The 12,373-nt window shown below is 61.7% G+C and carries 9 protein-coding genes and 4 pseudogenes; all 13 read left to right on the top strand.

Going from position 1 to position 12,373, the window contains the following annotated elements; genetic code table 11:
• The coding region (locus AA309_RS25160) for a putative PEP-binding protein (RefSeq protein WP_047191773.1) at positions 1-1,485 on the top strand (1,485 nt) is incomplete at its 5' end.
• 1,043 nt (positions 1,486-2,528) lie between these two features.
• The gene (locus AA309_RS36855) at positions 2,529-2,651 is read left to right on the top strand and encodes a hypothetical protein (RefSeq protein WP_425286903.1); all 123 of its coding nucleotides are present in this window, start codon (positions 2,529-2,531) and stop codon (positions 2,649-2,651) included.
• Positions 2,648-3,037, top strand: a complete 390-nt coding sequence (locus tag AA309_RS25150) for a hypothetical protein (RefSeq protein WP_047191771.1) — start codon at positions 2,648-2,650, stop codon at positions 3,035-3,037. Before AA309_RS36855 ends, AA309_RS25150 begins: the two co-directional genes overlap by 4 nt.
• Before the next feature lie 29 nt (positions 3,038-3,066).
• Positions 3,067-3,666, top strand: coding sequence for a 3-methyl-2-oxobutanoate hydroxymethyltransferase (locus AA309_RS37860; RefSeq protein WP_084731639.1), 600 nt, complete (start codon positions 3,067-3,069; stop codon positions 3,664-3,666).
• A gap of 25 nt (positions 3,667-3,691) precedes the next feature.
• The gene (locus AA309_RS25145; protein ID WP_047191770.1) at positions 3,692-4,441 is read left to right on the top strand and encodes a Crp/Fnr family transcriptional regulator; all 750 of its coding nucleotides are present in this window, start codon (positions 3,692-3,694) and stop codon (positions 4,439-4,441) included.
• A 260-nt stretch (positions 4,442-4,701) separates the two neighbouring features.
• Complete coding sequence (locus tag AA309_RS25140) at positions 4,702-4,926, top strand: hypothetical protein (RefSeq protein ID WP_047191769.1); 225 nt, start codon at positions 4,702-4,704, stop codon at positions 4,924-4,926.
• Between the two features lie 619 nt (positions 4,927-5,545).
• Positions 5,546-5,941, top strand: coding sequence for a response regulator (locus AA309_RS25135; RefSeq protein WP_047191768.1), 396 nt, complete (start codon positions 5,546-5,548; stop codon positions 5,939-5,941).
• Positions 5,940-6,138 (top strand): annotated as a pseudogene (locus AA309_RS36850) (hypothetical protein); the annotation flags it as partial. The gene AA309_RS25135 and the pseudogene AA309_RS36850, both read left to right, overlap by 2 nt.
• A gap of 170 nt (positions 6,139-6,308) precedes the next feature.
• A pseudogene (gene panB / locus AA309_RS25130) lies at positions 6,309-7,185 on the top strand (3-methyl-2-oxobutanoate hydroxymethyltransferase).
• An 8-nt stretch (positions 7,186-7,193) separates the two neighbouring features.
• Positions 7,194-8,130 (top strand): annotated as a pseudogene (gene panC / locus AA309_RS25125) (pantoate--beta-alanine ligase).
• Positions 8,131-9,056: 926 nt separating this feature from the next.
• A pseudogene (locus AA309_RS37855) lies at positions 9,057-9,322 on the top strand (ester cyclase); the annotation flags it as partial.
• An 806-nt stretch (positions 9,323-10,128) separates the two neighbouring features.
• A complete protein-coding gene (locus tag AA309_RS25115) occupies positions 10,129-11,784 on the top strand; it encodes an MFS transporter (RefSeq protein ID WP_047191766.1) in 1,656 nt (551 codons plus the stop codon).
• A 242-nt stretch (positions 11,785-12,026) separates the two neighbouring features.
• Positions 12,027-12,373, top strand: a 347-nt coding sequence (locus AA309_RS32515; protein ID WP_052954988.1) for an HU family DNA-binding protein, incomplete at its 3' end; no start/stop codon positions are given.

Genomic DNA, 12,373 nt, shown 5'->3' with positions numbered 1-12,373 from the left:
AAGGCCGAGCGCAAGATCCTCGCGAGCGGCCTGCCCGCTTCGCCGGGCGCGGCCTCGGGTGAGATCGTGTTCAATTCCGACGATGCGGAAACCGCCAAGAAGGCAGGCCGCAAGGTCATTCTCGTGCGCGTCGAAACCTCGCCCGAGGACATCCACGGCATGCATGCGGCCGAAGGCATTCTCACCACGCGTGGCGGCATGACCTCGCACGCGGCGGTGGTCGCGCGCGGCATGGGCAAGCCCTGCGTCTCCGGCGCGGGCTCGATCCGCGTGGACTATGCCGCGCAGACGCTGACGGTTGCCGGCCAGACGCTGAAGAAAGGCGACATTCTCACCATTGACGGTTCGAACGGCCAGGTGCTGCTCGGTCAGGTGACGATGCTTCAGCCCGAACTCTCCGGCGAGTTCGCCACGCTCATGGGCTGGGCCGACACGGTGCGCCACATGAAGGTGCGCGCCAATGCGGAAACGCCGCTCGATGCCAAGACCGCCCGCACCTTCGGGGCGGAAGGCATCGGCCTGTGCCGGACCGAGCACATGTTCTTCGAAGGCGATCGCATCGTGGCGGTGCGCGAGATGATCCTCTCCGATGATGAAGCCGGTCGCCGCGCGGCGCTCGCCAAGCTCCTGCCCATGCAGCGCAAGGACTTCGTCGAGCTGTTCACGATCATGAGCGGCCTGCCGGTCACGATCCGCCTGCTCGATCCGCCGCTGCATGAGTTCCTGCCCCACTCGGAAGAGGAGATGGAGGACGTGGCGAAGGCCATGAACGCGCCGGTGGACAAGCTCAAGCGCCGTGCGATCGAACTGCACGAGTTCAACCCGATGCTCGGCTTCCGCGGCTGCCGTCTGGCCGTGGCCTATCCGGAGATCGCCGAGATGCAGGCGCGCGCCATCTTCGAGGCTGCCGTTGAGGCTGGCCGCAAGACCGGCAAGCCCGTTGTGCCGGAAGTGATGGTACCGCTCGTGATGACGAAGCCGGAGCTCGACCTCGTGAAGGATCGCATCGTCGCCATGGCGGAAGCCGTCGCCAAGGAAGCCGGCGTGAAGGTCGAGTATCAGGTCGGCACGATGATCGAGCTGCCGCGCGCGGCTCTGCGCGCTGGTGAAATCGCGGAATCGGCGGAGTTCTTCTCCTTCGGTACCAACGACCTCACGCAGACGACGCTCGGCATCTCGCGCGACGACGCCGCCTCGTTCCTCGGTCCTTACACGCAAAAAGGCCTGCTGCCTGCCGATCCGTTCGTCACCATCGACCAGGAAGGCGTGGGCGAGCTGGTGAAGCTCGCAGCCGAACGCGGCCGGAAGACGAGGGGCAACATCAAGCTCGGCATCTGCGGCGAGCATGGCGGCGATCCGGCGTCGATCCACTTCTGCCAGTCGGTCGGGCTCGACTACGTGTCCTGCTCGCCCTATCGCGTGCCGATCGCGCGCCTTGCGGCCGCGCAGGCGGCGCTCGGCAACAAGGCCGCGAGCCAGGCGTGATGGGTGGAAAACAGCATGATGGATTCGGTGCCTGCGGAGCGCTCAGCGAATGGACCGACAAACCCACTCCAGTCCATGCATCAAAGGAGATCTCGAACGATGAACCTGCAGGAAATAGAAGCCGTGGCGCGAGCCCTCTACGAGATCCAGGAGGAAGCACGCGACTGGCATCGGACGTCCGAGCACCGCAGAGCGAAGTTTCGCGAGGAGGCCCGAGCCGCGATTGCTGTCCTCGATCAACATGACAGGCAGGCTCGCGCATTCAGGTCAGTTCAACCGCTCTCGCCGCATGGCGCTGCGTTTGATTTGGATGCCCGTGTTATGGCTACTGAGAAGAGAAGACTGCACTAAGGAACAGAAGAAATTTAGAATACACGTCTCTTGAAATTTGGCTGTGTCCCACGGTAGTTAGGCGGGCCAATATACATTTTGCCAGGTCAGCTCTTCAGAGCGTTGGCATGCGCTGTCTTTACGGCGCCAGATGCGTACAAGCGTGAATTCTAACCAGTACGTTTGGGTGACGATCGGGCGGATATTGCCTTGATCCAACTCAGATCAAGAAGGTGGCCTCCGAATGATTGGGCTGCTCGAGCAAAGGTCCGGCTTCTCCGCAAAGACGATGAGGTGTCGGCACTTCCGGTTCAGCGGGCAGGTCAATGATCTCATCGGCCTGTCTTGAACCGCAGCACCTCGGACGCAGAAGCTGCGCGTGCAGGAGCGGGCACGCGATACGAAGCAACCTTCAGGGCGAGCCGCAGGCGAGCACTCGAGAGCCGAACGGTCGGTTTCAGTTGGGGAGTATCCGTTCAACGTCAACCTTTCAGGAGATGTCATGTTGAACCGCATTGTGAACAATCGGCCAGGAACGGTCCTTGATCTGTGTCTCGTGATCTCTGCCGCTTCATCTGCGCTCACGGCCATCTACCTCTGTTCTCAACTGCCATAAGCAGACCTGCAGCCTGCCAGCGTCTCATAACAGACAGCAGGATAGGGTGGAGCGGAGGTGCAACGTTTTCACCTTCGACAGGAAGGGCAGCTCCGGCATGAGCCTGATCGAACTCGCCAACGGTGTGACGCTCGACGAGATCAAGGCGAAGGCGGAAGCCGCATTCAATGTGGCCCTGAATGGCAGCCAGTCCAACGTGGCTTCGTGGAGACCTCAATGACGCAATCCCGATTGTCCTCTCGAGAGTGCTCTCATGCGCTGTTCCTTGATCCCGACTCGTTCGAACCTGACATTCTTCGCGCTTATGTTCAGCTCGCCGTGATGCCGGATCAGGCCAACGGCGTGAAGACCGCCACGGTGGCACGGTTTGGATCGGTCGAGGTGCGCCTGACCGAGCTGACGCAGCCGGAGCACAAGTCGCGTTGCATCGCGCCCTTCTGGCTGGAGGTGTACTCCCATGCCAGCGGCACAACCCTCGACAGCTGTGGCTGCTTCACCTTCGATGAACCCGAATTGGCCACTGCTGCCGACCTCATCTGTGATGCCAAAAGGATCGCTGCGGCCACACTCCTGGGGCCTCAAGGTAACGCAGGGATGCGCCCGTGAGCCTGTCGGGCGGAAGTGTCTCCGGTCTTATGAATTGCAGGCCATGGGCCTGCGCCGGTCTCCCTGTCGGCACCGCCGGCAGCGGAGGAGGTGGCCTCCGTTCCGGTCACCTTGTCTCCCTTGCGAAGGGAGATGTCCTCGGGGACGGTCCTCCCACACTTGGGTTCGCTGCGACAGGGGCCGCAGCGAGCTCCTTTTTGGGCAGAGTGGGGCGTCTCGCATTAGGACACGCAGACCTGACCGCAGGCTCCCCTTGGTATGAGGTAAGCGACATGAGCGATCGAACCGAGTCCTTTTCAGATCGAAACACAATCCCGCTGCTGCAACGGTGGCCCCGCCATCGCCACCAGCGTGTGATGACCACCGCCTACGATGGCGTTACCGCGCGCCTGCCTGATTCGGTGGTCGACCTGCTCCTGGTGGGGGGACAGCGTCGGTCATACCTGCCTCGGCTTCGACACACCCTGCCAGTCAGCATGGCGACGATGAATCACCGCCATGAGACGGTGGCCCGCACCCGGCCAGTTCTGCGAAACCACCGGGCTCGCCTCCGTGCCCCGCTCGCCGTATCGCGCGCCTTGCCGCCGCACAGGCGGCGCTCGGCACCAAAGTCGCAAGCCAGGTGGTAATGCAAGCAGGCGAAGGAGTGTTGCCATGTCACTAACCTCATGCCAATCATCCCCTCGCACGAACTGGCTGCTCTCAGCCCTGCCGTCGGACGACTTTGCGCATCTTGAGCCATATCTTGAGCTGATAGAGCTGCATAAAGGCAGGGTCGTCTATGAGACTGACGAAAGCATGCCATTCGTCTACTTCTCGCATGATGGCGTTGTCTCGCTCACGACTGTTCTCCCGGCTGGCAAAGCCATCGAGATGGTGGTGCTTGGGTATGACGCCATGTTTGGCTTTGCCAGCACACTGGTGACGCGCCGATCCCTCGGGAACTTTGTTGTCCAAATCCCGGGCACTGCCTCACGCATTGACATTGATGTCCTGCATCGCGCGTTCGAGGAACAACCGAGTCTTCGCGAACTCCTCTTGCGCTATGAAGAGGCCCTGCTGGCGGAGGCTCTCCAAGCAATGGCCTGCAACATCGTCCACAGCGTCATGGCCCGCTGCTGCCGCTGGATCCTGACCATGCGGGATCCAGCCGATCCGGCGACCTTACCCTTCACGCACGAGCATTTGTCCCAAGTTTTGCGAGTGCAACGGTCGACGGTCAGTCTTGTCACGTTTGGGCTCCAGTCAATGGGTTTGATTCACCAGGATCGCGGTGTGATCACCGTGACCGACCGCTCCGGTCTCGAACAGATCGCATGCGGATGTTACGAGATCGCGCGCCAGCGGTCACAGCAACTCTCACCCGCACAGAACCGTGAGACTCATGATGCGCACAGAGGATGACGATGATCTTCTGCAGATCGATGAGCGTCGGTGGGCTCGACTCAGGTCTACAATTGGGTTTCGTTTGCTTTGCCTCGCTCTGGCGTGGGCCGGTCTCGCCAGCGCGATATATCTTACAGCCCGACGGCCTTAGGTAGATTGAATACCAAGAGCAATTTGGCGGCATCACACAGGCCAGCTCTGGTAAACCCAAAAGGTGGTTCAAACCGGGTGAGAAGCTCCGAAAGGGAACGCAACAAACAACGGAAAGGCTTATAGCCATGAACCAGTCGGAAATCGAAGCCGTGGCCCGAGCTCTGTACGAGATCCAGGATGGAGTACGCGGCTGGGACCGGGAGCCGGAGCGGCTCAAGACGCGATTTCGCCGGGATGCACAGACCGCTATTGCGATGCTCAACGAGGCTGACAGGAACATCCGCGCCTCCCAAAGCTCCGCTCGTCCGCGCGATGTGGTCGTGTTCTCCGAAGAGCCAGACAATGAATAGGTCTTATCAGGTTATGCGGTGACTGGCCTTTCGACGATGTCGTCTCGCAATTGTGCACGACCATTGCGGGATCAAGTCCGCGAGAGTAACCCTGAAGGTGAACGAGGGCATCTGCAGCCTGTGTCTCCCTCGGCGCTAAGGCGACTGGGATAATGGAAGAAAGAAGATCAGCGTTCATTGAGGGCGTTCTATCGAGAGAACGTGATCGCCACTGGCATCGCCGGCAGCCGCTGCTTTGTCAAGCCAGAGTGATCGACAAAGACCAATCTCCAGCGCTATTGTGCGCCGTCGACAACATCTCCGCTGGTGGCGCTTGTATTAGGTTTGCCGCCACAGTCATCTCCCGCGTGAGTTCGTTCTGGAGACCCTCAGCCTTTCCCTGCGGGTTGATGCGCGTTTGGTATGGAGTGCAGGTAAACGCCATGGCGCTAGGTTCGCCTGGCTGCAGCACAGGATCGGCGGAGCCGCGGATGCCAAGCCAATTTGGGCAGGGCGGGTCCTCCTTTAATGAGCAATCGTTGATTGCATACTTCTCGTTGAGTGCAGTGCGTCCTTCTCCTCACGCCTCATGTGCATTGGCACAGAGGATTCGAACTCTAGCCTCCTGATGAGAGGTCTCATGAACGCACCCAAGCACCCGACGCGCGTGCCCATCCTGGTTGTCGAAGATGAGCCGTTGGTGCGCATCTTCATAGCGGACTTTCTCGAGGAGGCAGGCTTCACGGTCTTTGAGGCTGTCAATGCCGACGAGGCGATCGCGCTCCTAGAGGCCCGTCCCGATGTGCAGGCTGTGATCACCGACATTGACATGCCGGGATCGATGAATGGCCTCGCGCTGACCAAAGTCATTCATCAGCGATGGCCCAGGCTCGGCATTGTCGTGACGTCGAGCCGTAAGTGGCCGGGCGCTGATGAGTTGCCAGAAGGGGTTATCTTTGTGGCCAAGCTCTACCTTTTCGAGGCCGTCATGCAGATGCTTCAGCAAATATCCACGCCGAAGATGGCCACAGACTGAGCAGGGTTATTGTGCCATAAGGCGGCGGGTTCGCCCAATGCTCAGGGTCAAGGCCAGGAACAGCGCCCGCGCGATCTCAGGCGGCCTTGAGATAGGTGCGCATGACGCGCAAAGGGCAGGCGAAATGTGCCCGTCATCGTCCGACAAGAGAACAAAGCACCAAGGTGGAGGAGAACTATAGAATACACATCTCTTGAACTTTGGCAGCTTGCGGCATATTGGGTCCGGCGAGTTTACAGGCCATACCATTGGCTTTCTAGAGTAATATCATGCGCTGTCTTGAGCGCGTCAGACAGATACAGGCTTGTTCCGAAGTTGTCTAAGGTGACGTCCCATTGGTTCGGCTGCTCAAGCAAGAGGTGACCTGATGAGCCATTTCTCCTCATCGGATGCACCAGCGGTCACCATCCCGTTGCTTCAGCAGTGGGCCCGGGACGGCCGGCGGCTGGTGGTGACGACGGCCTATGATGCCATCACGGCCCGCCTGGCCGATCCCGTGGTCGACATGATCCTGGTCGGCGACAGCGTCGGTAATGTCTGTCTCGGCTTCGACAATACCCTGCCGATCAGCATGACGATGATGAACCACCACCTCGAGGCGGTGGCGCGAACTCGCCCCAGAGCCCTGCTCGTCGCTGACATGCCGTACCTGAGCTACCACCTCAGTCTGGAGGACACCCTGCGCAATGCCGGAGGCTTCCTGCAACGGGGGGCTAAGGCGGTGAAGCTGGAGGGCGGCGGCAAGCGACTGGCGACGATCCGCGCGCTCGTCGACTGCGAGATCCCGGTGATGGGGCATCTGGGCCTGACGCCGCAAAGCGTGCATGCCATGGGCGGCTTCAAGGTGCAAGGCAGGGGAGCCGAGGACGCCCTCCAGATCCTGGAGGATGCGCATCGACTGCAGGAGGCCGGGTGCTTTGCGCTGGTGCTCGAGGGCGTTCCTGCCGAGCTGGCGGCCCGGGTCACCGAGACGCTGAGCATTCCGACCATCGGCATCGGCGCCGGCCCGCATTGCTCCGGTCAGGTGCTGGTCCTGCACGATGTGCTCGGCCTGACACAGGGACACCGGCCCAAGTTCGTGCGCACCTATGTTGATGGTTTCGATCTGCTGCAGCAGGCGCTCGCACTGGGCCGGGGATGTGCGCTGCGGCGCCTTTCCGTCTGCTGCCGAATCCTATGCCCTGCCGGCTGATGTCCAGGCCGCGGTTGCTGCCTGGACATCCCATTCCTTCACAAGCTCTTGAGGCCGCCGATGCTCACCTGCCGCACGATCAAGTCCCTGACCCAGTGCCTGAAAGGCTATCGCGCCGCAGGCCTGCGGATCGGCTTCGTGCCGACCATGGGCTTCCTGCACGCGGGCCATGGCGCACTCATCCAGGAAAGTGTCGCCCGCTGTGACATCACCGTGGTGAGCATCTTCGTCAATCCAACTCAGTTTGGGCCGAACGAGGACCTCGACCGCTATCCCCGCGCGCTCGAGCAAGGATCACGAGCTCTGCCGCACCGCCGGCGTGCGCCTGCTCTTCGTGCCGGACGCCGGTGAGATTTATCCGCCCGGCTTCCAGACCTCTGTCGAGCCTGGCCCTGTGGCCGAGCCGCTGTGCGGCGCCTTCCGGCCCGGGCACTTCCGGGGTGTGGCCACCGTGGTCACCAAGCTGTTCCACATCGTGCAGCCGGATGTCGCCTTCTTCGGCCAAAAGGATCTTCAGCAATGCGCCGTGATCCGGCAACTGGTGCGAGATCTGAACTTGGCCGTCGAGGTCGTGACGGTGCCGACCGTGCGCGAGCCTGACGGACTCGCCATGAGCAGCCGCAACAGCTACCTGAGTTCTGAGGAGGGAGAAAGGGCCCGCTGCCTCAGCCAGGGACTGTTCGCCGCCCAGGAAGCCTATCTAGCAGGAGAGCGCGATAGTCAGAGGCTGGTCGAGACCGCCCGGGCCCAGATAACGGAGGTCGATCAGCTGCAGTACCTGCAGTTGGTGGATGCCGAGACGCTGGAGGCGATTCCGGGGAGGGTCGAGCGACCGGCGGCACTGTGTGTGGCCGCCTCTGTCGGAACGACCCGCCTGATCGACAGCGTGCTCCTGATCTCGCTGCCTGCGGGAGCAGCCGATCGTGCGCAACGGCTATTCTCCGAGCCCATTGCTCAGCAGGACACCGTCGCCGCGGACGGACTTCCAGTGTCATGACGGCACGATCCTGGACCAATGCTCTCATCGAGGACCTGAACACCCGTCTGCTCGCCGGCGCTACGGCCACCGAAACCCTCTGACGTGGTGCGACGAGCATGGCCTCTCGCAGGGGCCGATCAGCGTTGGGGTCCATCAGCGGCATGTACTCCCCGTCGTGCCTGACGACGTGAGAGCCGCGTTAGCCCCCGTCGCAGGCGAAAGTGTCCATTTCCGGCAGGTTCAGCTCTTGCGTGGCCCTCTGCCGCTCGGGTCGGCGGAAAATTGGTTTGTGCCACAACGCCTGATGGCAGGCATGACTGCTGTCCTGCAGACGACGGATGTGCCGTTTGGCACCGTCGTTGCTCCACTCCATCCATCCCGTCGCACTCTTGGTGCACACGTTCGGCCCGTCACCGTTGATCCTGCTAAGGATCCATCGCGTCTCTGCACCTCAGCGTACCAGTCCACCCTGTGGTCATCCTGGAGCATACAGCGGTGATCTGTAGCGGGACCGGGACGGTGCTCGCGCTCGTGAAGGAGAGGTTTTTCTCCAACCTTGTACTGCAGTTTTCACGGAGAAAGCATCTGATAACCCGTACCATCCGAGAGATGTCATGTTGCACCGCTTGGTGAACTATCGGCCACGAACGATTCTTGATCTTTGTCTCGTGGCCTCCGCTTCATCGGCGTCCACCATCGTCTACCTTTCCACGCAGCTGCCATAGGTCAGGACAGCTTCATGCCCGCCTCCCATGGTATGCAGAAGCATGTGGTGGAATGGAGTCGCGGCGTTCCTTCTAAACCTCGTTGATGTAACAACGCCAACAGGAGAGACCTTCATGACGAACGAGCCGGACCGCAACAAGGCCCTGATCCGGGCACACTACAAGGCGACCACGAACCACTTCGATCCCGCTGCCATCGATGAGTAGGTCGCGGACGACTTCTTCGACCATGCGACGGGAGCGCGTCTTGGCCTCGAGGGGGTCAAGCAGCACATTCAGGCGCTCAAGACCGTGTTTCCGGATCTGCATGTCACGATCGAGGACATCCTCGCCGAGGGCAACCGCGTGCCGTACGGGCACGGTGGCGCGGTACGCACAAGGCGGATTTCCAAGGCATCGCGGCATCACGGAAGTCGGTCGAGTTCTCCGGCATGGTGTTCTGGCGTGTCACGGATGGCCGGATCCGGGAGCGCTGGCCTCAGTAGACCTACTTGGTCCCCTGCAAGAGGCTGCACGGATCTGACCTCTACGGTCAATGTTTTGCGTCTAAAAGCAGACAGAGTCGGCGTCTCATTCTGGTGAGCTGCAAAGGCTGGTCTTGGCGCATTCCGGAAGTGGGCTGAATGTCTGCCCTTAAGGCGAAAGCGGACGAAAGTCAGCCGTGCTTGCATAAGAAGGGCCGCCTGAGTGGGCGGCCTCCTTTTTGGTTAGTTGCGGCAACATTCGGTCAATTGGGCCGAACTTTGCTTCTCACTTCACAAACTCTGAAAAGCAACCAGCGCTGCTTCAGTCGTTCCTCCACAGCCCTGACCCTTTGAGTCCCTGCCACTCCTCACCACCGCGACTCTTGAACGACGCAGACAGAGGCGCCATCGTGAAGATTGTGCAGCAGCGTGGCGTGATTAACCATAGAAGCAGGACCATCGGGGGCAGGCGCAAATGCTCTTCTATCCCGGCCGCAAGGCGATTAGCTTTCGTGGCCATGCCCGATGGGCGGCAAGGCACGATTGTTCAGACACACCTCTCATGAGTACTGGCCGGCGTTTTCTTCTTGCCTCATCCATGGCTCGCCTGATCCAGAAGGAGAGCGCCCCGCGGGCCGCCGCGTTTGCACCCTCAGGCCGGAGGATATGCGGCGTCCAGTGCACCGGGCCAGATCATTACCGCGGAGGCGCTCTTGACCGCAATCACAACAGATGCAAGGCCACTTCTGTGGCGGCAAAACTGATCGGAAACGAACCTCCGAAAGAAGCGGGAGCAGATGAAACGCACGGCGCGAACGGCTACCAAGATGGGTAGTGTGGCAGGTGAAGATGCGGATCCAGTGTCGCCAGCGACGTTCGCGCCGCTCAGGAATCCGACGTTTCGCTCGATCTGGCTCGCCACGCAGGTCTCCAGTCTCGGCTGGTTGATGCAGACGGTTGCCATCAGCTGGCTGATGGCAACGATCTCGACCTCAGATCTGATGGTTGCACTGGTGCAGGCTTCTTCGACGCTGCCCGCGTTCATTCTCTCTGTCCTCGCCGGGGCCATCGCTGACAACTACAGCCGTCGCCGGGTCATGGTCGCTGGCCGGTGCCTGATGACGATCGCCTCTGCGACGCTGACGCTTTCTGTGGCGCTGGGCTTTGTCGATCCGTGGATGATCCTTGGCTTCAGCTTCTTGATCGCATGCGGCGGCGCTCTCAACGATCCAGCTTGGCAAGCCTCGGTGGGCGATATCGTCGACCGACGCAACCTTCCAGCTGCCGTAACCCTCCTCTCCGTCGGCTTCAACACGGTCCGGAGCGTCGGCCCGGCGCTCGGCGGCCTCGTGGTGGCCTCCTTTGGCCTTCTGACGGCTTTCACTATCACCACCCTCGGCTATCTGGTGCCGCTGTCCGTCATATGGCGCTGCAGATGGAAGGTGCGCTCGTCGCCGCTCCCGCGCGAGCCGATGCGGACCGCGATCTCTGACGGGGTGCGCTTCACGGCGATGTCATCGGAAATCAAGGCGGCAATCGCCCGCGGAACCCTCTTTGGCTTAGCAGGCATCGCCATCCTGGCGCTGCTGCCCCTGGTGGTTCGCGACCAGCTGCGGGGAGGCCCTCTCGTCTATGGCGCCCTCATGGCGGGTTTCGGGATCGGCGCTGTCGTCGCCGGCGTCTCCAATGGCCGGTTCAGGCGCATCCTGTCGCAAGAACGGCTGATGACGCTCGCCTGCCTGGCCTGCGCGGCGTGCTCCCTCTCTCTGGCGCTGACGTCTTCAGTGGCCGTGGCGGCCCTTGCCCTCGCCGTCGGCGGCGCGGGGTGGGTCACCGCCTGGTCCGGGTTGGGCATGAGTGTGCAGCTGGCGAGCCCGCGCTGGGTCGTGGGGCGCACCATCTCAATCTATACTGCGTTGACATACGGCGGTCTTGCGGCTGGCAGTTGGGTGTGGGGCACGGTGGCCCAGACCCATTCCCTGACCTGGGCGCTGGCGGGCTCCGCTGGTGCTCTGGTGCTCGTCGCCGCGGCCGGGGCCGTGTTTCCGCTGCGCGAGCGTCGGGAGTCCGAGCCTGATCCTCTGGAGGCATTCGACACCCCGGCCGTGGCCCTCAATCTGAAGCCAAGAAGCGGCCCCATCGTCGTAAAGGTCGAGTATCTGATCCCCGAGACAAAGGTTGAGGCGTTCCTGGATCTTATGCGTGAACGCCGGCATGTGCACAGCCGCGTCGGTGCCCGGCGCTGGACCCTCCAGCGCAACCTTCAGACGCCGCTGCAATGGACAGAAACCTTCCAGACGCCGACCTGGACGGACTACCTGCGCCTGAACCATCGTCTCACGCCCGCCGACAAGGAACTGGACGAACGCGTCTTTCAGTTGCACGCAGGAGAAGACCCGCCGCACATGACGCTGTCGATTGAGCGGCCGACAAGCTCGGCCCGCAAACCCGAGCCCCCGGCCCCGTATTTTTCCCGCCATTGACCTGGTCACGACCTGGTTCCTTCGCGTCCACCTGCGCTCGCTGACGGGCATCCCCACCCGCACGCTTCCTTGTGCTGCGGGAAGGTGATCCCAACACGCTGCGCGAAGCGCCGGGTCTTTCTGTCAACGTCATCACGATGAATGCTGTGGAAACGGTGGCCTGTGGATTTGAAATCCGCACCTGAATTCGATGTGGATGCTACTGTCTGACAAATTCATGGCGCCTCACGAGGAGTTTGCAGATGGCGAAGACTGCAACCAAGACAGCCCCGGCCCGCAAGGCCGCAGCAACCAAGGCAGCCAAGGCTCCGGCCCAGAAGGCGGCGGCCAAGACCTCCGCCAAGGCCGCAGCCGGCAAGACGCCTGCGAAGACCGCCGCCAAGACTGCCAAGAAGATCGGGACGGCCGCTTCGTCGAACGGCATCCTGACCCTGCGCCACATCGCCGACACGCTCGCCGAGATGCACGAGCTGCCGCGGCGTCAGGCGAACGAGATCCTCACGCAGGTGGTCGAGCTCATCGCCAAGAGCCTGAAGAAGGGTGAGAAGATCCGCCTCTCCGGCCTTGGCATCCTCCAGGTTCGCAAGCG

It is taken from the genome of Microvirga vignae (assembly GCF_001017175.1).
GTDB classification, from domain to species: Bacteria; Pseudomonadota; Alphaproteobacteria; order Rhizobiales; family Beijerinckiaceae; genus Microvirga; species Microvirga vignae.
This window is presented reverse-complemented; position numbering and strand designations above follow the sequence as displayed.

Coding starts and splice junctions, on each gene's coding strand:
- AA309_RS36855 (WP_425286903.1), top strand. CDS start 2,529: ATGAGCCTGATCGAACTCGCCAACGGTGTGACGCTCGACGAGATCAAG.
- AA309_RS25150 (WP_047191771.1), top strand. CDS start 2,648: ATGACGCAATCCCGATTGTCCTCTCGAGAGTGCTCTCATGCGCTGTTC.
- AA309_RS37860 (WP_084731639.1), top strand. CDS start 3,067: ATGAATTGCAGGCCATGGGCCTGCGCCGGTCTCCCTGTCGGCACCGCC.
- AA309_RS25145 (WP_047191770.1), top strand. CDS start 3,692: ATGTCACTAACCTCATGCCAATCATCCCCTCGCACGAACTGGCTGCTC.
- AA309_RS25140 (WP_047191769.1), top strand. CDS start 4,702: ATGAACCAGTCGGAAATCGAAGCCGTGGCCCGAGCTCTGTACGAGATC.
- AA309_RS25135 (WP_047191768.1), top strand. CDS start 5,546: ATGAACGCACCCAAGCACCCGACGCGCGTGCCCATCCTGGTTGTCGAA.
- AA309_RS25115 (WP_047191766.1), top strand. CDS start 10,129: ATGGGTAGTGTGGCAGGTGAAGATGCGGATCCAGTGTCGCCAGCGACG.